This window comes from Ruegeria sp. CDSB136 (assembly GCF_059610965.1).
This window is the reverse complement of the sequence record NZ_JBXWOP010000011.1, coordinates 109,328-133,117: the sequence shown is the minus strand read 5'-3', so window position 1 is coordinate 133,117 and position 23,790 is coordinate 109,328. Positions and strand designations below refer to the sequence as shown.

Genomic DNA, 23,790 nt, shown 5'->3' with positions numbered 1-23,790 from the left:
CAATCGGAGAAAACGGATAGTACATCATGAATACTGTAGATGTTTCATATTTGGACGGTGTTCCGGAAAAGAAAGCTTCACGCGTTGCCATTCTGGATGCGCAAAAGCTGATCATCGGCGACGAGGGTGCGACAGTCACTGTTCTGGACGTTGAAACCTTGACGGATGACCAGGCGAATGAGCGTCTGAAACAGGTTGCACAGAACGCGGCGCGGGTTCTAGTACTTTTTTCTCTGTCCCACGGGGTCAGTTTTCGCAATCGCCGGGACGAGCTGATCGCGCTTGGCGCGGATGACGTCATGTCGGCCACCGGGGCGGATGAAGAGTTTCTGACCCGGGTGCAGGCGCTTCGGCATCAGGCGCAGCCTCCGCGCGTACTGATTGTGGAAGATGAAGAGGAAATCGGAGACTGGGCGGTGGATGTCCTGCGCGAGGCCGGTATGGACGCCATGCGTGTACGCACCCTGAAGGATGCGCAGAACAGGTTCGAAGCCGGACCGGTTGACGCGCTGGTCGTGGACCGGGGCCTGCCGGATGGGGACGGGCTGACCTTCATCTCGCGTCTGCGTGACCTCGGCATCCGAATTCCGGCCCTGTTGTTCACCGCACTGGATTCCATCGAGGAACGTATCCGCGGGCTCGAGACCGCGCGGGCAGATGACTACATCTGCAAGCCGGTTCACGAGGGCGAGTTGCGCGCGCGCGTTCAGGTGCTATTGCGTCCCTTGGTTTCGGAAGAAACGATGGTGTTTGGTCCGCTTGAGATCAGCCGTAAGGACAGGATCGTCCGGTGGCGCGGCGCGCGTGTCGAACTGCGGCCGAAAGAATGCGAAATGCTGATCTACCTGGCCGAGCGCGACGGCCTGCCGATCCCCAAGCGGATGATCTATCTGGACGTTTGGCAAAAGACGTTCATGGATGTCGGCTCGAACCCGGTGACGGCGGCCCGGCACCGGCTGGTGCGCGATTTCAAGTCCGCCCTGGATTCGCGCGGCGAAACGTACCCGGAATTCCTGGAAACCGATGGGGATGCCTATGTTTTCCGGTCCGAGGCATTGCTGCGCATTCCCGCTGATGAAAGCCCGGATCAGTGATCCACCTGATCGGAGAAAACCCGAAACTGTCCCGCATGGTAACGGGACAAGGGCTGTTTTACGCGGCGCTTGGTGTTTTCCTGACATTGGCGGCAATATTCTGTCTGTCCGTATTCTCGGCGGCAGACAGGGCGGACCGGCAGACCCTAAAAAGCGTCGAAGCGCAGATGCTGCGTATTCTCGAAGACAGTGGCGTCAGTGGGCTGGCCACCGCGTTCGATCGGTCACGCAACATAGTTCTGCCGGGCACCGACCGGCTGGAACTGGCGATCTGGCAGATCAGCGGAGATCGCAGGCGCGTTCTGCTGGAAACAACACCGGGCGCAGCCAGCGCCCTTGAGCACGGGCAGGGACATGCGTCGCTGGATGGGGCCGACTTTGAAACCAGATCGGTTGATGTTGCAGCGGCCTCACAGGACTGGGCGCTGCCCGTTGGGGATGTGGCGCTTGTCTTTGGAATTGAATCGCCCAGTTTCGAAACCCAACGCGCACGTTGGCTGGCGCTTGCCATTGCCGGTGTCTCACTTGTCGTGTGCGGTTTGATGATCCTGTTGCAGATCGCCCATTGGCAACGGTACCGACGCAGTCTGCAACGGGTGAACCGGTTGCTTGAGCGGTATTCTTCGGGCGAGACCGGCATTCGGTTTGAAGATGAAACGCCCGCGCCGGAATTGCGCGAGCTGGGTCGCCAGTTGAACGAAGCGCTGCCCAAGATTGACGGGCTGTTCGCAGATTTGCGTGCCCTGTCCGCCCATCTGGCGCATGAGTTGCGGACACCGCTTCAGAATATTCGCAGCGGCATGCGGAAGCTGCTGAATGCACAAAACGCGCAGGATAGGCAGATGCACGCACAGCGTATCGACATGGGAATAGATGCCGCTGACGCCCGCCTGCAATCCATCATGCAATTGTTCCGGCTTCAGGCCGATGCGGATATCCGGCTGGAACCTGACGTCCCGTTGGGGGATCTGCTGGAAGACCTTGTTTACGATTTCGAAGAAGACCTGCAGGCAAACGGGCGAAGTCTGGTTCAGCACATAGACAAGTCGCTACGTGTCACCGGCAACTCGCATCTTCTGGAACTCATGCTGTCGAACCTCTTGTCCAACGCCGTAAAATACGCTGCCGCAAACAGCGAAATCCGGGTCGAGCTGACCGGGGATGCGAAACGGTTCGACCTGAAAATTTCCAATGCCGGGGCCTTGTCGCAAGGCTTTACCGAGCACGCGTTCGAGCGTTTCGCGCAAGGTGCCGAGCATTCCGGTATTACCGGGTATGGGTTGGGTCTGGGGTTGGTGAAGGCGATTGTGCAGAAACATGGTTTTTCGGCCAGCCTTGTGGAAGATGCAGAAGGCGGGCGGGTCGTTGCATCGGTATCCGGCGCGGCATCGGGCGGGGGAGGGTAGGCCATGATGAAGGCAAAAGTGTTTTCAGCCTTTCTTGTGATCGTCCTGCCAACGGGAATGCAGGCACAACCAGACAGTGCGGCGGCCCGGGTCTCTGCCGGTCTGGTTCTTGCCGACTGGGCCGTATCAACTGAAAACGCGCCCCTGTTGCTAACCGCGCTCGAGATTGTTTCCGCACACGCCCCCAAAGGCGAAACCGCAACGCAACTGCAAAACCGCTATCAGGCCGAGGCGCGGTTTTTGATGCGAGGGGACAAAGAACTGGGTGAGCGGTTTGATCGTTTGATTAGCAATACCTCGCCTGAGTCTTTGCGAAACACGGTTTGGATTGTCCCAGGCGGCAGTCGGTTCGCCCCCCCACAGGGGCAGGGTGTTGCGTCCTTTGCTTCCGCAACAGGCGTCTCAGCGCGGCAGGTGTTTGGTCTGTCGGGGGCGTCCTGCCGACGTGAGGCGCAGAACTGGAACTGTGTGCCTGCAGGCCTGCAAGGTGAGATACACATCAATCATGTGCCGGGTGGCCCTGACTGGGTCGTCATTGAAACCCGGCCTGTAGACCCATGATCCGCGTTTTTCTGTTAGCGGGATGTATTCTGTCGGCCGGTGCGGCCGTCGCTAATCCCGACCGCAAAGCGCTGTTGATTGGCGTGATGAATTACACTGCTGATCTGGCCCGCCTGGGTGGAGCCCTGACCGGACCGGGCCCGGACGTGGCGCTGATGACGCAGGTTTTTGCTGGCAAAGGTGTTCCAATAGAAAAGATTTCAGTGCTGTCGGATTCTCCGGAACTGACTGAAACTGAGGGTGTTTCTATCGAAACTCCAACGCGCGCCAATATTCTGGCCGCGCTGGATCGGTTGGCGGCAGAGGCGCAGGCGGGCGACAAGATAGCGATCTACATGGCGGGCCACGGTGCGCAGATTGCGTCCGGTTCGGACACATCCGAGGTGGACGGGCTGGATGAGGTTTTCTTGCCCTCGGATTTTGCATTTGATGCCGATGACGCGCCGGTCAATGTTGTCCGGGACGATGAGATCGGGGCCAGAATAGACCGGATGATCGCCGCCGGGGCGAATGTGTGGCTGATTGCGGATACCTGTCATTCCGGCAGCTTTCGGCGGGGTGAGACAGCCGTTGCGCGCTTTGTCGATCTGAGGCCCGTCAAGACAGTCAGCCCGGTTGCCGAACCACTCGTGGACCTGTCGAAAGCCAGTACTCTCGCACCCGGTCACTTTACCGGCTTCTATGCCGCCGAGGCTGGATCATTGGCCTACGAGTTGAAACCGCCGGGTTCGCCAACGGTTCATGGTCTGATGACATGGGCGCTGGCCAGTGCGTTGCGAAGTGCCGAAGCCCCCACATATTCAGAACTGGCCAGACAGGTTTCCGCGACGCTCTGGGATATTGGCTGGGGGCGTGCAGATCCGCGGTTTGAGGGGGCTTTGGGTACAAAGCCCATGCTTTCTGAGGGTGCCGGAGAGCCGAACCGGTTTGCCGTTTTCATCTCGGACCTCGTTGTTGTCGAGGCTGGTGTCATCGATGGCGTTACGACAGATACGGTGTTTTCAGTCGAGGACAGCGATGGCGCCTTGCTTTTCGATGTGTCGCCAACCGAAGTGACGCTGACCCAAGCCACCGCACCGCTTCCGGAAACCACCCGCGCCACACTGGATGAGAAGATCAAAGCCGAGGGTCTGGACCCCGAACAGTTCCGAATGCGCTGGCTTCAGCACCGCGCGCCCCGCCTGGCCGCAAAGGTTTCTTCGCGCCCGACAGATCTTTCGCTGGCAGTAGGGCTGTCGCTGCTATCTGCTGGCTCGCAATTTGAGGAGCAGATTGCTCAGATGATCTCGGACCTGCAGCCACGGTTGCGCCTTGATCAGAACGATCCGGACATTCAAATCGTCGCCGATAAGGACCGGCTGGTGCTGCACCCCGTTCCCGACGGTGCGCGCGATGCGCTGTCTGTTCCGTTTGATGCGACCCAATTGCCTCTGCTGGAGCAGATGTTGCAGCAGGCCGCAAAGTCGCGCGCGTTGATCTCGGTTGCGGCGATATTGCAGACCAGCCCCTTGTCGCACGGAATCACTGCCAGTGCCCGTCGCATCCCCGGTGAAGCAGACGAAGAATTTGTATGTCAGGAGGCTTTGGCGGTTCAGGTTGAGCCGAAGTTCGCACCTCAGGGCATCCTGCAGGTTGGCCACTGCGACACAGTGTTTGTCTCCGTTCACAATCGTAATCCTTGGCCGGTTGATCTAACGCCCCTTTATGTCGCGCCGGACAATCAGGTGTATTTCCTGTCGGGATACAGGGATGCCGAAAAAGGCGGTTGGCGCATAGGGTCCGGAGAGGCCGATACCCTGCGCTATACCGAAGCCACGCGTGGGCCGGATGGGGCAGTGCTGGCTACTGGTCAGATGCGTGTTTTGCTCTTGGCCGAACGCGGCATGCCCGGGTCGGACCCGGTCGATTTTCGTTATTTACAAGACGAACGCGCGCCGCCCGCAACACGGTCTGCGCCTGCCAACTCGTTATCCTCGCTTTTGACCGAAGCCGGATTCGGGCTGGCCAAAACCCGTTCCGTCGGTGAAACTGTTATCAAGCAAAGCGGTGCCGTTATTATTCCGCTGAAAACCGTTGCAGAGGTGGGGGCCGAACGCGGTGCGCAGTAAAGTCAACATTGCGGTTCTGACTGTTTTGAGCCTGATGTTCCTTGGTCAGGGTGGATCGGCCGAGGCGGCCGACCTGCGCAAAAGCGCCCTGGTTGTGGCAGAATGGGCCGTTGAGGCAAACGAACCGCAGGCCCTTGCCAGCAGTCTGGCTGTGTTGCTTGAGGAAGGCGGCACTCTGGACCCGGAGGATCCGTTCTCGGTCTTGCCTTTGGCCGATGCGCTGCGTGACATGCCCGGAGGAGCGGATTTGCTGGGCACTGTTCTCGAAACCGGATCCCGGGGTCAGCTTGGTGGCGCCGCCCGTCTGGACCTGCTGCTTGCGCCCGGACAAACTCATGAAACGGACGTTTTTCTTGTCGGCTCGGAAGTAACGTGGATCGAGGCCCGCTTGTGGCGCGGGTCTGGTGGGGCTGATATCGACGTTGAACTCTTGGGCTCGGACGGAACCAGCATCGCCGCAGACATCAGCCCGCAGACCGGCATTGAAGGGATTGCAGCGCTGGTGGATGTCTGGATCGACAGTTGCGTCAACGCGACGTTGCGGATCACGAATGCCGGCGGCAGTCAGGGGCGCGTCGCGTTGTTTGTTCCACAGTCGCCCCATCAGGATTGCGAGGCGCCGGGTTGACTGGCATCCGCCTGCCCGGCGCTGTTTTCGCGCTATTGCTGGCTCTGGCCCTGCCGGTCGCCGCCCAGAACCAGAACTCTGCCGAATTGGAAGCGCTGCAAAACAGAGCCGGTCAGGCCTTCGTTGCACAGGATCATGCCACGGTCCGGGAACTTGTCAGGCAGATGGAACCCATGATCGACCGGGGCCTGCGCACCGAAGGACGGAACGGGGTCGCGCAATATGGGATACTAGGAGAAATCCTGTTCGGCATCGGCGACAGGGAAGACGCATTGCGCGCCTACACCAAATCGGTCGACGCAGCCCGGATTGAGGGTCTGTGGCTTCAGCGAGACGGGCTGTATGTCCGCTATGAATACGGAAGTCTTCTGCAACTGCTCGGACACCACGAAAAAGCGCTGAGTGTCAGCTCAGAGCTGCTGCGGGATCTTGAACAACTGGGTTTGTTAAACAGCGCTGCAGGTTTGGATACCGGTATTCTGGTTGGCGCAATTCTTCTGGATACAAACCAGCTGGATGGCGCCCGGCAAATGTTTGAAAACATGGTCGGGATCGCGCGGGAACACGACACGGAAGGCCGCAAGCTGCAAGTGGCATTGAACGGTTTGGCCAATACCTTGAACGCGATGGAAGCCTATGAAGCAGCGCTTGAACCTACACGTGAAGCGTCTGAACTGGGCAAAAGATTAAACGCGGTTGACAGCGAGTCCCACCTTTACGCGCGGCTGCGATACGGAATTGCGCTGGAGCGTGTTGGCAGACTGGATGAGGCGCGATCCGTTACTGAGGACGTTCTTGCCTCGGCGCAGGGCAAACTGCCTCAGGGGCACGAGATTATTCAATGGGCGCGCCGAACGCTGGAGGATATCGAACGCGCGGAGGGGCGGAAGTTCGCAGCCCGCGAGTTGAACCGGCAAATTGCGGATGATGCCTTGTCCAGCGAGGATCCTGCTCAGCGTCTTGCTGCGCTGCTGGCGCTGGCCGGACATGATTTGGCGAATCTCGAGTTCGAGAGTTATGAGGCCAAAATGATGGCGGCGCTTGAACTGATCGTCTCGGATCCGGGTGCGGTCCCTGAACGGCAGCAGGCCCAAGTCTATTTCGCAGTGGCCGATCACCTGGTGAATTTCCGCCAGAACTTCAAAGGGGCCAAGCCGCTATATGCCCGATCCATCGATATCCTGACGCGTGAACTGGGACCGGATCACCGTGAAACCCTGCAAGTCCAGGCCCGCAGGTTGCAGGCCAAGGACAAGGAAATTCAGGCCAATGTCGCCTTGGGCCGGCCCAAGGAGGAGCTTGCGTTCTGGGATGGAACAGAGGCGGGAAAGAAACCCACGGCCTCTGATCTGGAAATGCTGCACCGACTGGCCGCCGCAGAGGAGGCGCAAGGCACGCGGCTTGAGGCTTATGCATCACAACTCAACTATGCCTTTTTCCTGCAAGAAGCCGGACAAATTGAAACCGCGCTGGCAGTCATAAGAAACCAGATCGAAAAGCGGGAAGGAGAACAGCGGACGGGTTCCATACCCGATCTGGACATCAACTACCGATTGGTGGACGCGCATGGGTCGGCACTGCTCAAAGGCGGGCAATTCTCTGCTGCGGCAGCCGTCTTCCAGAATGGAACAGTCGACCTGTTGAACTATCTGCGCGGGTTTCAATGGCTGGAAGGGATAGCGGGCGGGGCAAAAGTATACCTGATTGGCCAGGTGTATGGTGAGTTGTTCGCCTCATCAGCGCTCAAGGCTGCCGAAACCGGCAGTGAGCAGGAGAAGAACCTCTATGTTCAGATGGCCTTTGAGGCCATGCAACTGGCGGGTTACGGCCCCGCCTCTGTCGCTGTGGCCCGTGCGGCGATCCGGGACAAGGCGCAAAACCCCGATCTGGTTCAACTTGCGGCGCAATGGCAGAAAGCGACTTTGGCCCAGCGGGTCGGGAACGATGTTCAGAATTCGGATCTGGACCGTCTGCGGTCCCGGATGTCGGCACAGTTTTCCGAGTACTTCGAATGGCAAATCCCTGCGCCGCTGACGATGGGCCATATCCAGCGCGAGGTAATCGCGCCGGATGAGGCTGTGATCATGATCCTGACAGCCACAACCCAGAGCGCGCATAAGAAAGGGATCAAAGGGCTGGTTCTTGCCGTGACCCGGGACGGCGCGGCGATGGTTGAATTGCCTCAGAAGTGGAACGTTCTGGTGCAGGACATACTTGATCTCCAGCGTACGCTTGACCCGAAGTCGCCAGAGCATATGGCCCAATTGCGGGCGCCGCTTGCCAACGTGCAGGGCGCGTCGGGCGCCGCAGCGACGCGGTATGCCGCCCCGTTTGCTTTCGATGCCGCAGAACGACTGCACAAGACGTTTTTCGGATCGCCGGAAATAGCTGATCTGATTGGTTCCAAGTCGACCTGGACGTTGGTCCCCTACGGTGAAACGCTGAGCATACCTTTCGCGGCCCTGATCGTGGATGACCCGGGCCGACATTTGCAGGACCGTCGCACCGCAAGGGACCTGCGCGAAATACGCTGGTTGGGGCATGAGCGCGCGCTGCGGGTTGTGCCGTCCGTCGCGGCCCTTGAAAACCTGCGAAAACGTCCCCGGGTCCCCGAGCAACCAGCCTCCAGGCTGGCATATGTCGGATTTGGCGACCCTGCGTTTCAGGGGGCGGAACTGGCGGCCTTGCCTCAGACAGACATCGTTATGCGCGGATCGATCTCGCAACGAGCAACCGCAGTACGCGCGCTTCCGCGTTTGCCGGGCACCCGGCGCGAAGTTGAAACGCTGGCAGGGTTGTTCGGAGAGACCCGCAGCGACATTCGGTTGGGTTCCTCAGCAAGCGAAGCGGAAATCGTTGCGCTCAACAGCCAAGGCAAACTGGCGCAGGCGCAAATTCTGCATTTTGCGACGCATGGGTTGTTGTCGGGCGCGTTCGAAGGGTTGGCCGAACCCGCATTGGCGCTGACGCCAGACGCGACTGCCCCGGCGCAAGGAAGTTTCACTGGCGATGGCCTGTTGACCGCCTCCGAGGCCGCGCAGCTCGATATTGGTGCCGACTGGGTCATTCTGTCGGCCTGCGACACGGCAGGGGAAGATTCGATCGGCGGCGAAGGTCTGGGGGGGTTGGTTCAGGGCTTTTTCTCGGCTGGCGCGCGCAATATGCTTGTTTCGCATTGGCGCGTAGATGATCGCGCCGCCGAGGCGCTGATTACCCGCACCGTGACCGCCTCGCAAAATCAGACCAGCAAGGCCGAGTCGCTGAGGCAGGCGATGAAATCTCTTTTTGACGACCCGAGCCGCGATCAGACCCAACTGCCGAATTCCCACCCGTCGATCTGGGCCCCGTTCCTGATGATTGGCGCAGGCTGACGGGTGACCTGCGCCACAAAAGCAAACGGGCCACCTGATCAGGCGGCCCGTTTGCTTTTTCTGGCAGTTGTAGCTTAGTCCTTGGGCGTCAGTAGCGGCAGCGTATTTGCAACCGGAACCACCCTGGGCAAGCTTTGCCCGTTGTTTCCTGCACGCTGATTCTGTACCTGCAGTGCAGAACGGATGACCTGAACCCGTTCGGTTGTCGTGCTGGGGACGAAAACAGGCGTTGCACCGCTTTCCAGTGAATCCATCGCGTTCACATACCACGGAACCGCTGCCGCAGGGGTCGCCGGCACACCGAACCCTTCACGCAGGTGGTGCCCAATCAGCTCTCCGTAAGGAGCCTGACCCGCAGCCATCATTGTCAATGCGCCAGCCAGAGCCATTTCGGCATCATCCAGACGATAACCGATGCCCAGGCAGATCTGGCCATAGACGCCCATTGTTGCGGCGTCGCTCAGACCCAACTGGGTGGCGGTCGATTGCACCGCCGGCATGACCTGTGCCTGATCCGTTGTGGGCAGGCCGGACATGACGTCGGAGTACCCGCCTGCAATCTGGCTGCACAGCTCCGTCATCTCGTTTTCGGACACCGCGTATTGCGACGCGAGCGATCCACCTTGCGTGATGGCAAATCCACGTGCTTCGCAGAACTTTTCGCTTAGTGCCTGGTTCGGATCTGTCATGTTCGACGCCTGAACCACACCGCCCTGAATGCGCGTTGTCTGGTCAACCAGTTCGCACCGTGCGGCAGCGGATACAGTGGGCTGACCAACCGGCTTCAGGGGCTTGAGCTTTGGCACCGTGCCGCCATTGCCGATAACCTGACCGCCACCCTGCTGGGGCTGGTCGGGAATGACAGCCTGCGGGACCTGCTGGCGTGGTACCTGGTTCAGGGGCTGCGCCGCCGCGGCCTGAGTGCCGTTGTTGGCCCACGGGTCAACAATGCCGTTGTTGTTGGTGCCATAATTGGGAGTATTTGCACCGTAGTTTGGCCCGGCATTGTCGCCATAACGTGCGGCATAGTTGGGGTCACGACCGATGTTCAGCAATCCGCGCGGGCCTTCAGCAGCCATCGTACGGGGATAGGCGCCACCGGCACCTGACTGATACTGCCGCCATCCGTTGACCAGGTTCTGACGTTCCCAATCCGAAAGCTGGCCGGTCTGGGGGTATCCCATGTAACCTTGATAATCACGGATCGCACCGCGGCTGCGGTTTCCCATCACGCCGTCGACCGTTCCCGCGTTCCAGCCGAAGCCGTTGAGCGCGCTCTGAACCTCACGGTTTTGCTGCCGCTGGGCAGAATTCACCGTCGAGCGGCGCGTTGTCGTCGTTTGGCTGCGTTTTTTGTTTTTGTTGCAGTTGATTGCGCCTGTAGCGCACCCAAGGATCACAGCGGCACCGCCGCCGATAATCACATCTGCCAGATCTGCACTTGCGCGGCTGACGCCCGTGGTAATCATCAGGGAGACCAGCAATGCGCCGCCGACGGATTTATTTAAAATATGACGTGGCATCTTTAAGTCACCTCCTTACCCAAAATCTATATCGCTATTCTTACTTAAACATGTGATTCAGTGCATGTTACAAAAAATGTCACCTGTTTGCACCCATGCAATTGAGCATTGAAAACAAATAATTTTAGGACGCCGAGGGTGGGTATGGCGCCCTAAAACTTCGACAATTCAGGCGTAATGACCCTTAATGTCGAAACAGTATCTCGATAAATCGTCAATTACCTGCCGACCATTGGGCATTTACGGGAACACCGTGAAGTGCAGCCTGCGTTTCCGCGATTTGCATTGCCTTGCGGATTACGCTGACGCGATCCTGTGTGGCGCTGGCCATGAAAACGGCAGGCGCACCATTTTCCAGTGCCGTCATCGCGTTCGCGTACCACTCGACCGACGCCTTCGGAGCTTCGGCGGTGCCGAAACCTTCTCGCAGGTGGTGGCCAACCAGTTCGCCATATGCAGCGTGGCCGGATGCGGTCAGTGAAAGGGCACCGGCCAGCGCCATCTCGGCGTCGTCCATGCGATACCCCATTCCGGTGCAGATCTCGCCATAGTCCCGGGCAATCTGGGGCATATTCAGCCCAAGCGTAGCATTCGCATTCCGCGCGCTGTCCAGGGTGGACTGCACCGGCGTTCCGGGAAGAGCACTGATCGTGCCCGAGAATGTGGCTTTGATGTGATTGCAGATTTCCGTCATTTCGGTTTCGGAAACCGCGAAATGGGACTGCGAGGACTGTCCCAAAGTGATGACAAGCCCGCGTGCCTCGCACAGTTTTTCACTCAGCGCCTGATGGTGATCGGTCACATTGTCCGCGTGGATTAGCCCGCCCTGGATTTTCGAGGTGGCACCCACCAGTTCGCAGCGCCCGGCCACAGATTTGACGGGTGTTCCTATGCGTTTGGGCAGTTCGCCGACGATGGGTGGCGGGGATGGATTGTTCGGATCGACAATGCCACCGTCTAAGGGTTGTGGCGATGGGTAGGGCTGCGGTTGCTGCCCGTCGTAATGCCCGGCGTAGCTGGGGTTGCGTTCAACCTTAAGCAGGCCACGGGGGCCTTCGGCGGCCATCAGTCGTGGATATGCGTTGCCCGCGCCTGCCTGATACTTGCGCCATGCGTTGATCAATGTATCCCGTTCCCACTGGGAAAGGCGTCCGTTGGCGGGATCACCCATGAAGTACTGATAGTCGCGAATGGCTGCGCGGCTCCGGCGGCCCAATACACCGTCAGCGTTTCCGACCGGAAAGCCGAATGTGTTCAAGGCGTTCTGCACGTCGCGGTTTTGTTGACGTTCTTCCTCGCTTAGAACGGGCGTTGGGACCGGCTTTCTGCCGGGAGGTCTTGGTTTGTTTCTTGGGCAGATGTTTGGATTGGCGAGACATAACAGCATCGCTGTACCGATCACTTCCTTCGCGCCCGCGTTTGCGCGTTCAACCGATGCTGTCATCAACATGGATGCGGCCAATGCGCCGCCCAGCGTGTGTTTGAAAATACTGCGTGCCATTGTCGACCCCCTAAGCAAAAAACTATCTGGGACCAACGCTAGCCAGCGCCGTTCAAAATAGCCCGTTACAAAAATTGTTATCGCTCAGGGTCGGAGAGATGGTCGATTTTTACGATTTCTTTTTAAAGAGTTGGTTTTAGTCTTCGGTTTTTTTGGCCGCAAGTCTGACCTATAGCGCAAACATGCATTAGGGCGCCAAGGGACGGAGCGTGCCCGGATTTTTGCCCGAAACAGCTTTTTGTCATTCAGATTTGCGGGGGGCCGCTCAGCCAAATGAATGGGTCCACAAACCGCCCAGGTTCACCCTACTGAATAGCGATCAGCAGCAGTTGATCTTTCTCCATGTCCGGTTCTTCAAGATAAAGCCCCATATCCGTCCAGAACCGGTTGAGCATTGCCAAAAGCTGCGCCTGTTCCGCCTGGGCCAGATCCTGCGTCAGCCCTTCATAGGCGCGTTCACGGATTTCTGTTTCGACGTCGGAACCCAAGGTCTCAAGCGTTGCCCGGTAAGACAGCAAGTACGTATCCCGGCTTGCCCGCAAGGCATCCAGCCGGTCGAGGTTCAGGTTCAATGTCTGCATCAGTTGGGTGCGTTGATTGCCGACCGAGACCTTGATCGTGTCCAGCAGGCGCAGGCTGTCCCGTTCCAGTTGCTGAATTTCGCGGCTGCCTTCGATCAAGGTCTCTACGAAAGCTGCCCCGCTCAGGAGCGTGGATTTTGCGGCTTGAAACAGGGATTCCGCAGCCTGTTCCCGCGCGATGCGAAATTCCAGCTGAAGATCGCCCAAGGCAGATTTGCGGCGGGGGTCCACTTCCTCTTCCAGCAGCGCGTTCAGGGTTGCCAGTGGGTCAGATTGCTCTTCCGAGGACCGATCAGCCTCTTGCGTCCAGCCATCCCGGATCGCGTCATAGCGGTCTTCGGATACCACGGCGGCACTGATGACCAGCCTGACACCAAAGTATTCGCCGGCTAGAGCCTGACCATTCAGGCTGCTGTACATCGGGTATTCATTGCGGCGCGCGGTGTAGATTTGCGCGTCTTCCTGATCGACCGAACCGCCACGCGTGACCAGTCCGCCAGACTGGCCGTGACTGCGCCCGATGGCATTCAGGCGGAACGGTTCAAGCATCAACTCCTCAACATTGCCATAGATATCCAGAAGGCCCAGCGGGTTGGGTTTCCGTCGCGCTCCGATGATGCTGAGCTTGGTGCTGCCGCTGCCAGGCGCCAGATAGGCGGCGTAATCGGACAACGTCCCTTCGGAGAAGAACCTGCGGGCGGCAAATACCGCGGCGTCGGCTTTTGCGCCACCGCGGGCGGCATATTCCCATTCAGGTTCGGTCGGCAGCCGCAGAAAGCCGGTGCGGTCACCTTGCCGGGGCAGGCTGTCGCGGGCGTTCTGCATCAGCCATTCGGAATAGGCGCGCGAGAGATCAACGGCTTCGAACCAACTTAATCCGCCTTTGGCCCGGGCTTCGACCGGTTTGAAGCCGCTGTCGCAATTCATGTTGATGGCGCGGTACTGAGCCTCATTCAATTCGTACCGGGCAATATAATAGTAGCTGACACTGTTTTCGGGGTCGTCGAATGCCCCGCGCAGATAGGTGGGCTTGAGGTAGTCCGAAAAAGCGGTATCGGCGTCAGACTGCCCCATACGAAAGGGTCGGTCCGACAACGGGCGGGCGATATCGACCGGCACGTTGACTTTCTGAAAGGCCATGCCACCGCCACAAGGCATCGGCAAGACCAGATCCGCAGGGCCGTGCAACTGGCTGGAAGGATCGATCAGAATGGGGGGCCATGGGGCGTCGCTTGCCCAAGCCGAAGACAGCCAAGCCATGAAAAAACACAGGCTCAGTCGAGCAGATACGGGCAAAATCGGAACTCCCCAAAATTCTGTAACCACCCTGCATCGGGCAGGAGACAGTTTTGCACAGATGAAACAGATTGCAACTGAGGCAGTCTGGTGGTTCTTGCCGAAATCACGTTCGCGTGGTGGTAATTCCACATCAGGCGGGTTAGAGGGTGGGCAACCGACAAACCGAACATTTGCGATTGAAACGGCAGGAAGTTTTTTGATGCAGATAGAAGATACTTCATTAGAAGGTGTGAAAATCCTCACGCCAGCACGCTTTGGCGACAACCGTGGCTTCTTTTCCGAAAGCTGGAACCGGAAACGCATGGAGGATGCAGGGCTGAACTTCGAGTTTGTTCAGGACAATCATTCGGTGTCTGCAACGGTGGGAACGCTGCGCGGGCTGCATATGCAAACTCCGCCTCACGCGCAGGACAAGCTGGTGCGCTGTGGGCGCGGACGGTTGTTTGATGTGGCGGTCGATATTCGCAAGGGCAGCCCGACCTATGGGAAATGGGTGGGCGTTGAACTGAGTGCCGAGAACGGCAAGCAACTGCTGATTCCGGCCGGGTTTTTGCATGGTTTCGTCACCCGTGAGCCGGACACCGAGATCGTCTACAAATGTTCGGACTACTACGCCCCGGACTGCGACCGCTCGGTCCGGTTCGACGATGCCGATATCGGTATCGACTGGGAGCTGGAAATTGATCCTGTGCTGAGCGCCAAGGATGAAGCGGCCGTGACACTGGCGGCTTTGGACAATCCGTTTGTATATGAAGGTCAGAAATGAAAATTCTCGTGACCGGCGGGGCCGGGTTCATTGGATCCGCAGTTGTTCGTCAGGCCATTCGTGACGGGCACAGCGTGGTCAACCTGGATGCGCTGACATACGCGGCGTGTCTTGAAAACGTGGCCAGTGTGACCAACCACCCCAATTACAGTTTTGTGCAGGCCGATATTCGTGATCGCGCAGCCCTGGACAAGGTGTTTGCAGATCATGAGCCGGACGCGGTCATGCATCTGGCGGCGGAAAGCCATGTTGACCGGTCGATCGACGGGCCGGGCGATTTCATCGAAACCAACATCACGGGCACCTATCAGATGCTCGAAGCTGCAAGAGCATACTGGACACGTATGGGTCAGCCCGAGGCGTTCCGGTTTCACCACATCTCGACGGATGAGGTTTATGGCTCGCTGCCCGCCGACCCGCAGGTTCAGTTCACCGAAGAGACGTCCTACGATCCCCGTTCGCCCTATTCCGCTTCGAAAGCGGCAAGCGATCACCTTGTTCGCGCCTGGGCCGAAACATACGGCCTGCCGGTCGTGCTGACCAATTGTTCTAACAATTACGGACCGTTCCATTTTCCTGAAAAGCTGATCCCCGTGATCATCCTCAATGCTCTGGCGGGCAAGCCGCTGCCGATCTACGGGGATGGTTCGAACATCCGTGACTGGCTGTACGTGGAAGATCACGCGGATGCGCTTCTGCTGGTCGTGCAAAAGGGGCAGGTTGGTCGCACCTACAACATCGGTGGGGAAAACGAGCGCACCAATCTGGAACTGGTCAAAACCCTTTGCGAAATCCTTGACCGCAAACGTCCAAAAGACAGCGGGTCTTACGCAGATCAGATCACCTTTGTAACCGATCGTCCCGGCCATGACGCACGGTATGCCATAGACCCGACCCGCATTCGCAATGAGTTGGGTTGGAGCCCGTCCGTAACCGTCGAGGAAGGGCTGGAAAAAACCGTCCAGTGGTATCTGGACAACGAAGACTGGTGGCGCGCGCTGCAAAACCGCGACGGTGTTGGTCAGCGACTGGGGACGGGAAAATGATCCTTGTCTTTGGAAAAACCGGGCAGGTCGCCCAGGAAATCGCCCTGAATGCGGGCCAGCGCGAGATCGTGTTTCTTGGCCGCGATGCAGCGGATTTGACCAACCCGGAACAGTGCCAGGCCGCCATCGAAACGCACCGGCCGCAAGCGGTGATCAATGCCGCAGCCTATACCGCCGTGGATCGGGCTGAAGATGAGGCCGAGACAGCAATGGCCGTCAACGGCACAACGGTTGGGGCCATTGCCAGGACCTGTTCCGCGCTGGGCATTCCGTTGGTGCATATTTCGACCGATTACGTATTTGACGGCTCGGGTGAGGCCCCGCACCGGCCGGAAGATGCCACGCACCCGATCAACACCTATGGCCGCACAAAGCTGGCTGGTGAAACGGCGATCGGGGCCAGCACCTGCCGTCACGCCATAATGCGCACCTCGTGGGTGTTCTCGGCCCATGGCAACAACTTTGTCAAAACCATGCTGCGCCTGTCTGAAACCCGGGATGCGCTGAACGTTGTAGACGATCAGATTGGCGGCCCGACCCCGGCTGCGGACATCGCGCGGGCCTGCCTGCATCTGGCCGACCGCCTGATGGCTGGTGAGATGGACAGCGCAACCCTGCATTTTGGCGGTTCACCGGACGTCAGCTGGGCCGGATTTGCGCGCGAGATTTTCTCGCAAGCCGGTCGGTCCGTGACTGTTACGGGTATTCCGACCTCTGACTATCCTACTCCGGCCAAACGGCCCCTGAATTCGCGAATGGACTGCAGCAGCCTGTCTGCCTGCGGTCTGGAACGCCCCGATTGGCGGGCCGGCCTGCGCGACGTATTGAACAGCAAAGAGATTTCATCATGACGAACCGTAAAGGTATCATTCTGGCCGGCGGCTCGGGCACCCGTCTGTACCCGATCACGATGGGTGTGTCCAAACAGCTTCTGCCGATCTACGACAAGCCGATGATCTATTATCCGCTGTCGGTACTGATGCTGACGGGAATCCGCGAGATCTGCATCATCACCACGCCCCAGGATCAGGACCAGTTTCAGCGCACGCTGGGGGATGGCAGCCAGTGGGGTCTGGAACTGACCTACATCACCCAGCCGTCGCCGGACGGTCTGGCGCAAGCCTATCTGCTGGCCGAAGAGTTTCTGAACGGCGCGCCGTCGGCGATGGTGCTGGGGGACAACATCTTCTTTGGCCATGGTCTACCGACCCAACTGCAAAAGGCCGATGCGCAAAGCACAGGCGGAACCGTTTTTGGTTATCGCGTGGCCGACCCGGAACGTTATGGCGTGGTTGGCTTTGATGCGACCGGCGCAGTGCAGAGCATCGTTGAAAAGCCCAAAGTGCCACCGTCGAACTATGCCGTGACGGGACTGTATTTTCTGGACGGAACCGCGCCAGAGCGTGCTCGGCGGGTCAAGCCGTCGGAACGCGGAGAACTTGAAATCACGTCCCTGCTTGAGACGTACCTGGACGACGGAACATTACGCGTCAGGCAGATGGGGCGCGGTTATGCCTGGCTGGACACCGGCACACATGCGTCATTGCTTGAAGCCGGAAACTTCGTGCACACACTATCGAACCGGCAAGGTCAGCAGGTCGGGTGCCCAGAAGAAATCGCGTTCGAACACGGCTGGATTTCGCAGGAGCAGCTTCTGAAACGCGCGGAATTGTTCCGGAAAACGGCATACGGAAGATACCTGCGCAATCTGGTGGACTAGTCCCATCGCGTTCTGATCTGCGGTTTTTTTTTAGACTGGTGAGTATTGCGCGGGCAGGGCTACCGGTCCGTGCTGAAATACTCGTCCGGGAAATACTTGCGCCAGAACTTACTGCCGTATCTTTGGAAGGCGTGGCAGCCAAATGGCAGCTTCCCGTCGTTGCATTCCAGCAGGTATTCCGGCGCGGCTTCAAACGCGAACCGCGACGCCTGCATCGGCGTGGGAATTGTAAACCCGCTGAAATAACGCGGCACCAGGTTTGTCCAGATCACATCCTCGTTCACGCCGGGTTTTACGGGAATGATTGTTTTTCCGAACAGACGAAGCACTAGGTTTGCCAGGGCCACGGCACCAACCTTGTTGGCTATTCTGACGGCACCTGCGCAAGTCAGGAAAAGCGCCTCATGCGTCACCCTACGGCAATCGCTGATCTTGCGAAGGGACAATCCACCGTTCAGTTCACCGGTGAAGTCATACGGCAGGTTTGGTTGGCTGTACCCGTCAAAAACCGGCGCTCCGACAAAGGAATATCCATGCGCGGTCCAGGAATCGAGATGATCCTGAATGATCAGACAATCGACCTGGCAAATCAGGATGTAGGAAAAATCAGCAAATTGGTCATAAAACTCCTGACTGATCATCAGTTGGTTGTACGAGTCGATGCTGACAAAATGGGAATCGGACAGGCAAAGGGACCGCGCTGTTCCTTCCGTTTCCCGCAGGACGTTTTTTGTGACCGTGTTGTCAAGGTAATCGCACAGAGCGTCTGGCCCCAGAATGGTGACATCGTGTGACTTCAGTATCCTGACATTGTGCAGAAGGGCCGCCATTTCCGTGTCCGTCAGTACCCGGTGAACGGGCACGACAACGTTGCAGCAGCCAGAAGTGTTTTCTGCGTCTGAACTGTGCGGCACTTTCATGAATTCGCCCCTTCATAGGCCAACTATTTGTAATCTTGCAATATTAGCTGGCCGATACAGGAGTCAGCCAAACTGTCAGGTTGAGCGAAATTTTCTTCATTTCTGCTCTCAATCTAACAGCACCGCAATTGATTGCCAACGATACTCGGCGCTTGTCCTGCCGTAACAGGTGATGCTGACGCCATGACCCTCAGGTTGTCTAGTAACCCCGTGGCACATTGATGATTTGGGCTGAAGTGTCAATCCGATCTTTGCCCCCGGGATGCATCCGGCCAATCCAGTGGGGCAATCCAGGCCAGATACACTCAAGTATCTGCGGCATTGGCCACCAATCCTCGAGCCGCATTCTGTCAGGAAAATCGGTGTTCATGGGCGTGAAAACTGGGTCCTACGGGCATCCCCCAATATCGCTGTCAGCCGCGAATCGTTAATTATGTATTTCAGATACCGGGTCTAAACAGACCAAACCACTTTTCCCCCAAGAAGGGGCTGGCTACTTACCCCCTCGGCCGGCCCCTTACCCCTTTTAGGAAAGTTTACAGATCTCCGGCCTGACCAGTCGCCAACCGCGCGACAAGCGCGGGCAGTTCCAATGCATCGTTGTACACGACATCATGGTGAATGTCCGAAATGGCCGATTTCCGGTAACCATTGGTGAAAAGCAAAAAAGGCACCTGCGCGCGGCGCGCCGTTTCAGCGTCAACTTCGCTGTCTCCGACAAACAGCCGCGGTCCTGTGTCGGGCAGGGCTTCGAAGCAGGCATTAAGATGGGCCGGATTGGGCTTGCGTATGTTCAATGTATCGCCACCGAAAACAGCATCAAAGAAACCTGACATTCCCTGCGCTTCCAGGATGTGCCGGGCGGGCCGTTCGGGTTTGTTGGTGCATACACCCATCGCACAGCCCATTTCGCTAAGCGCATGCAGCGCCTGGATCATGCCGGGATACGCAACGGTGTGGACGCTGCTGGCGGCGTTGTAGTGGGCCAGGGTTCTCTGTGTCAGGTCGGAATGCTGTTCAAGGGGAAGGCCGCAATGGTGGATGACCCGCTCGACCAGTTTGGGAAGGCCGTTTCCAACGAATTGCCGGATGGTATTCTGTTCCAACGGTGGATGACCGACATCATCCAGCATTCGGTTTGCCGCCGCCGCAATGTCGGCGAGGCTGTCGAGCAGGGTTCCATCCAGATCGAATACAAGGGTTGCAGTCACAGAAATGTCCACCGGTATCAATGCGTTCCAAGACCTACCCGGTGTCCCGGCCCGACGCAATCAAACAGTTATTCGGAAATGTGAAGGCACATGCTTGACAAACCTGAGTAAAATAATCAGATTAAGGCGCAGACAGTCAGCCAACCCGGCTTCGGGTCAGCCAGATCGTTGAAAAACGCAATCAGATCAAGACGATTTGCCAAAACCTATCCGGAGTTGCCCGATGAACATGCAGAACCCGAATCCAAGCCAGGCCTATGCCGTTTCCATGTTGCCAGCTCATAAGGCGGAAGACCTGACCAAGGGTGGAAATCTGGCTCATATCGAGTTGGGGGACCAGCTGTACACGCTGCGTATCACCCGCGCCGGCAAACTGATCCTCACGAAATGAGCGCGCAGTCCTCGCGCGGCGGGGCAACGGTTGGACATTTGGCGGATCTGAGTCCGGTCGAAGCAGGAGCCGTCATGTATCTGCGGTTGTGGGGAAACGGTGCCAACGGCCGCGCTGATGCCGCAAGCGATTTTGAAATCGCTCTGGGTAATGATCACGGTCGCGCCGCAATGCTGACCTTGGACAGGTTGTGCTCGCTGTGCGCCAACCATGGGCGCCGACCTCTGATACGCCACGGCTTGAACTGCGCATGCCTGGGTGCGGACGAAAACTGCTTTGCGCAGATGATTGCTGCCGCATCCGAAGGGGCGCGAGAGGATGCGATGATGATGGCCTCGCTTATCATCAGGCCGGATTTTGCACCGGCGCTTGTCTGTCTGTCCGAAGAATTTGGGCTGGCGCTGCGCCGAATGACCATCTCGGCTCCGTTGCCCAACACGGGGCATCATACCCCGGCAGCTACTTTACATTGAAAGAGACCGAATGATGAGAGAACCCCGCGCTGCGCAGCGGGGTTCTTCTGAATTCAGCAGCAACTGCAACCAACATGGTGGTCGTGATCGCAGACTGGGGTGGGTGCATAATCACCCACTTCGCTCAGAACGCTTCTCAAGGCCCAAAGGATCATGTCCACGTCTTCAGCCTCGATCGTCAGCGGCGGGCGAATCTTCAGGATATTGTCCTTTGGACCCTCGCTTCCGATCAGAATGCGATGATCCCGCATCCGGTTTTTGACGAACTTGCAGATCTCGGTTCCTTCCGATCCGTCAGGGTTGATCAGTTCGACGCCCAGAAACAGACCCATCCCGCGTACATCTCCGACGCAGCCAAAATCAGCCTCAATCCCGCGCAGGCCGTCCATCAGGCGTACACCCATATTCCGGGCATTGTCCTGCAATCCCTCGTCGTCGACGATGTCCAGCACCTCTTTGCCAATCCGGCAGGACAGGGTCGAGCCGCCGAAAGTCGAAAAGAACTCGATGCCATTGTCGAAGCTGTTCGCGATTTCCTTGGTCGTGACCAGAACGCCCAACGGATGGCCATTGCCGATGGGTTTGCCCATGACAACGATGTCGGGCAGTGCCCCCTGATGTTCAAAGCCGAAATAATACTCGCCCAGCCGGCCAAAGCCGGTCTGCACTTCGTCCGCAATACAAACGCCACCTGCGGCCCGAATTTTTTCGTAAACGGCCGGAAGATAGCCCTTGGGTGGAATGATCTGGCCGCCGACCGATGGGAAGGTTTCCGCGATGAAGCCCGCTACCCCATGTCTTTTGGCCTTCAATGCGGCAATCGCGGGGTCCACCAAGTCTGCGAACTTCGCGGCACGGTCGGAATCGTCACGTCGGAATGAACCTCGATAGTCGTCGGCCACTTCGACCAGTTCGACCCAATCCGCCTGCCCCACACCGCCAGGCTTGTTGAACTTGTAGGCCGAGATCGCCACAGCCGCATTGGTATTGCCGTGGTAGCCGTGATCCGGCGTTACAATCCCCTTTGCCCCTGTGTGCGCCCGCGCCAGCCGCAAGGCCAGTTCGTTCGCCTCGGTCCCCGAGTTCACGAAGAAGCAGACCTCGAGGTGATCCGGCAGTTTCGACAGAATCTTGTCGGCAAATGCCGTTTGAGCCGGGTGAAGATAGCGCGTGTTCGAGTTCATCCGCTTCAGTTGGTCCGCTGCGACCGCCTGAATGCGGGGATGTGCATGGCCCACGTGGGGGACGTTGTTATAGGCGTCCAGATAGGGGCGGCCCCACTCGTCGAACAGATGATGCCTCCAGCCACGGACCAGCATGACCGGATCGTCATAGGTCAGCGACAGGTTGCCACCGAAATGGTCCTGGCGCCCGCGCAGGATCGCCTGTTTGTCGGTCGGGCGATAAAACACCTTGTCGTCCGGCAGGTTCAGTATTGCCGCAGGGTTCGGGCAGACTGCGTGCCACAGGTACATCTCGTCCGGGTCGCCGACACCGGGCCAGTCCGCCTCCATCCCGGCGGTGGTCAGGGCCAGCTGGAAATGCACATGAGGGGCCCAGCCTCCATTCTGACTGGCATCCCCGAGGCGGGCAAAGGCCGCGCCCTGTGCGACGGGATCGCCCGGCTTCAGCCGGGCGCAGACCTCGGGGTCCAGGTGACCATATAAGGTATAGAACGGATCGCCTTCGGGGGTTTCATGATGCAGGATCACAACGCCGCCGTAATCCAGATGGGCATCGCGGTTCTCGACCACTTCAACACGTCCGCTCATCGGGGCATACAGCACGGCTCCGGTGGGCGCGAAGACATCAACGGCCAGATGAACAGTCCGCCGGTCCGAGGCCTTCCAAGGTCCCTTACGGAAACCCGGCTCAGCATAGATCAGGCGCGGCTCGTTGTAATACCCCAGCCACAGGCCATCGCCGAACTCGGCGCCCACGCGGGCGGCCTCTTCCAGAGGCATATGGAACGGGTTCTGCGGCCATGTCGAATTTTCAACCGAAAGCGATCCCATCGGCACATCCGCCAGATTCTGCCCGAACATTTGCGCAAACTGGCCGCGGTGGTCGGACAGATAGGCGTGGATACGCTCGGCCCCGTCCGTGACCGGCAGCCCGCAGGCCGCGCGCAGGCGGGCGGGCATCAGACCGCCATTGACGGATGTGTTCTCAAGAAACCGCCAGGCCGGAGCCTGAGAGATGGTGACATAGGGATCATCCGGGTTTTCAGCCGCCATCAGAGTCGAATTCACGACAGACACCGCCAGACGCATCCGCAGCAACGGCCAGATCAGGTCGACTTCGTCGGTGCGCAGCGGGTTGGCGGCGTGATAGCCACGCACCAGCGCCGTCAGGGCGCGTTCAGGCCCGGGATGATCCAGAACAATATAGGCCCCGGCAATTGCGAGGTCACAGATACGCGGCGCCGCACACATGTCGCCCAGATCAATCAGGCCCGAGATCTTCAGGCGTTGCCCAAGCTCACCCTCAACAAGAATGTTGTAATCGTTTGCGTCATTGTGGATGGCCTGCCTGGGCATTGCGGCCAACCTGCCGGATACCTCATGGAACCCATCACAGATTTCGGTCAGCAACGCGCGCCGGTTGGGATCCGAAACAACCTCAAGCCTGCCGGAAATCCACCGGGCCTGTGTCAGATCCCATTTGAAATGCTCCCTGCTCAGCCCTGAATGGTCGAACCTTTCCAGAGCACGGTCCGTCGCTCCAAGAACACGGCCCAGCTTCATGATCAGTTCGTCGGTTTTGGGCGCGGCCTTGGCGTAGCACTGGCCCGGCAGACGCTCCAGCAACCAGGCAAGTCTTGGCTGACCCTGATCGTCAGGGATTTCGGGCAGCAATTCACCGGTCAGGTCCGGGATGACCGCCGGGAACGGCAGGCCGGGGGCCTCGGATGAGATATGGCGCAATGCCTGAACCTGCAGGTCCACAAACTCGGCCTCACACCCGGCCCGCATCACCTTGAGAACGTAGTCCCGTCCGTTGGTTGCTTCGGCCAGGAAATTCAGATCGTATTCGCCGTCCAGCCGGGTCAGCCTCGCTTCGATCCCCCAGGTCGCACGCAGCGCGTCCGCCCAGAATTGCGTCAGATCATTCATGCGCTTTGTGTCCTTTCCCAAAGCCGATCTCTTCTTTTGTGCCCATATATCTCGGGGGTGAACTGCCGCTTACGG

General features: G+C 58.6%; 18 protein-coding genes. 12 read left to right on the top strand and 6 right to left on the bottom strand.

Going from position 1 to position 23,790, the window contains the following annotated elements; all coding sequences use genetic code 11:
• Positions 1-26 precede the first annotated feature (26 nt).
• Genes AC2FIR_RS13445 through AC2FIR_RS13420 form a run of 6 tightly spaced genes read left to right on the top strand, consistent with a single transcriptional unit; the run spans position 27 to position 9,168 of the window.
• A complete protein-coding gene (locus AC2FIR_RS13445; protein ID WP_321249133.1) occupies positions 27-1,094 on the top strand; it encodes a response regulator in 1,068 nt (355 codons plus the stop codon).
• The gene (locus AC2FIR_RS13440; RefSeq protein ID WP_170619718.1) at positions 1,091-2,500 is read left to right on the top strand and encodes a sensor histidine kinase; all 1,410 of its coding nucleotides are present in this window, start codon (positions 1,091-1,093) and stop codon (positions 2,498-2,500) included. The genes AC2FIR_RS13445 and AC2FIR_RS13440 overlap by 4 nt, the downstream gene beginning before the upstream one ends.
• Positions 2,501-2,503: 3 nt before the next feature.
• Positions 2,504-3,061, top strand: a complete 558-nt coding sequence (locus tag AC2FIR_RS13435; protein ID WP_170615840.1) for a hypothetical protein — start codon at positions 2,504-2,506, stop codon at positions 3,059-3,061.
• A complete protein-coding gene (locus AC2FIR_RS13430; RefSeq protein WP_496746598.1) occupies positions 3,058-5,169 on the top strand; it encodes a caspase family protein in 2,112 nt (703 codons plus the stop codon). Before AC2FIR_RS13435 ends, AC2FIR_RS13430 begins: the two co-directional genes overlap by 4 nt.
• Positions 5,159-5,797 carry a hypothetical protein gene (locus tag AC2FIR_RS13425; protein WP_496746600.1) on the top strand — a complete coding sequence of 213 codons (639 nt, stop codon included), beginning with the start codon at positions 5,159-5,161 and terminating at the stop codon, positions 5,795-5,797. The genes AC2FIR_RS13430 and AC2FIR_RS13425 overlap by 11 nt, the downstream gene beginning before the upstream one ends.
• Positions 5,794-9,168, top strand: a complete 3,375-nt coding sequence (locus AC2FIR_RS13420) for a CHAT domain-containing tetratricopeptide repeat protein (protein WP_496762499.1) — start codon at positions 5,794-5,796, stop codon at positions 9,166-9,168. The genes AC2FIR_RS13425 and AC2FIR_RS13420 overlap by 4 nt, the downstream gene beginning before the upstream one ends.
• 74 nt (positions 9,169-9,242) lie before the next feature.
• Here AC2FIR_RS13420 and AC2FIR_RS13415 read toward each other — a convergent pair whose 3' ends face one another.
• The 3 genes from AC2FIR_RS13415 to AC2FIR_RS13405 form a co-directional block, all read right to left on the bottom strand.
• Positions 9,243-10,691, bottom strand: a complete 1,449-nt coding sequence (locus tag AC2FIR_RS13415; protein ID WP_170806936.1) for a peptidoglycan-binding domain-containing protein — start codon at positions 10,689-10,691, stop codon at positions 9,243-9,245.
• 214 nt (positions 10,692-10,905) lie between these two features.
• Positions 10,906-12,192 (bottom strand): peptidoglycan-binding domain-containing protein, encoded by a 1,287-nt coding sequence (locus AC2FIR_RS13410; protein ID WP_496746604.1) that lies wholly within the window; start codon positions 12,190-12,192, stop codon positions 10,906-10,908.
• A gap of 305 nt (positions 12,193-12,497) precedes the next feature.
• Complete coding sequence (locus tag AC2FIR_RS13405) at positions 12,498-14,033, bottom strand: formylglycine-generating enzyme family protein (RefSeq protein WP_496746606.1); 1,536 nt, start codon at positions 14,031-14,033, stop codon at positions 12,498-12,500.
• Positions 14,034-14,271: 238 nt separating this feature from the next.
• Here AC2FIR_RS13405 and rfbC point away from each other — a divergent pair, with 238 nt between their 5' ends.
• The 4 genes from rfbC to rfbA are packed head-to-tail and all read left to right on the top strand — an operon-like array spanning position 14,272 to position 17,604.
• On the top strand, positions 14,272-14,838 hold the full coding sequence (rfbC, locus tag AC2FIR_RS13400) for a dTDP-4-dehydrorhamnose 3,5-epimerase (RefSeq protein WP_170615854.1): 567 nt from the start codon (positions 14,272-14,274) through the stop codon (positions 14,836-14,838).
• Entirely contained in the window at positions 14,835-15,884 is a 1,050-nt protein-coding gene (gene rfbB / locus AC2FIR_RS13395; RefSeq protein ID WP_480913898.1) for a dTDP-glucose 4,6-dehydratase, read from the top strand. Before rfbC ends, rfbB begins: the two co-directional genes overlap by 4 nt.
• Positions 15,881-16,735 (top strand): dTDP-4-dehydrorhamnose reductase, encoded by an 855-nt coding sequence (gene rfbD / locus AC2FIR_RS13390; protein WP_496746609.1) that lies wholly within the window; start codon positions 15,881-15,883, stop codon positions 16,733-16,735. Before rfbB ends, rfbD begins: the two co-directional genes overlap by 4 nt.
• Positions 16,732-17,604, top strand: coding sequence for a glucose-1-phosphate thymidylyltransferase RfbA (rfbA, locus tag AC2FIR_RS13385; protein WP_321249111.1), 873 nt, complete (start codon positions 16,732-16,734; stop codon positions 17,602-17,604). Before rfbD ends, rfbA begins: the two co-directional genes overlap by 4 nt.
• A 59-nt stretch (positions 17,605-17,663) precedes the next feature.
• On the opposite strand, the gene AC2FIR_RS13380 is transcribed toward rfbA, so the two are convergent.
• Together AC2FIR_RS13380 and gph are read right to left on the bottom strand one after the other, a co-directional pair.
• Entirely contained in the window at positions 17,664-18,524 is an 861-nt protein-coding gene (locus AC2FIR_RS13380) for a DUF5672 family protein (protein WP_496762497.1), read from the bottom strand.
• A 536-nt stretch (positions 18,525-19,060) separates the two neighbouring features.
• Positions 19,061-19,735: a phosphoglycolate phosphatase gene (gene gph, locus AC2FIR_RS13375; RefSeq protein WP_496746613.1), complete on the bottom strand. Its 675-nt coding sequence runs from the start codon at positions 19,733-19,735 to the stop codon at positions 19,061-19,063.
• A 223-nt stretch (positions 19,736-19,958) separates the two neighbouring features.
• Between gph and hemP the strand changes: the two genes are divergently transcribed.
• On the top strand, positions 19,959-20,126 hold the full coding sequence (hemP, locus tag AC2FIR_RS13370) for a hemin uptake protein HemP (protein WP_170615874.1): 168 nt from the start codon (positions 19,959-19,961) through the stop codon (positions 20,124-20,126).
• Entirely contained in the window at positions 20,123-20,599 is a 477-nt protein-coding gene (locus tag AC2FIR_RS13365; protein WP_170615876.1) for a hypothetical protein, read from the top strand. The genes hemP and AC2FIR_RS13365 overlap by 4 nt, the downstream gene beginning before the upstream one ends.
• Before the next feature lie 53 nt (positions 20,600-20,652).
• On the opposite strand, the gene AC2FIR_RS13360 is transcribed toward AC2FIR_RS13365, so the two are convergent.
• Positions 20,653-23,715: an aminotransferase class III-fold pyridoxal phosphate-dependent enzyme gene (locus tag AC2FIR_RS13360; protein ID WP_496746615.1), complete on the bottom strand. Its 3,063-nt coding sequence runs from the start codon at positions 23,713-23,715 to the stop codon at positions 20,653-20,655.
• Between the last annotated feature and the right edge of the window lie 75 nt (positions 23,716-23,790).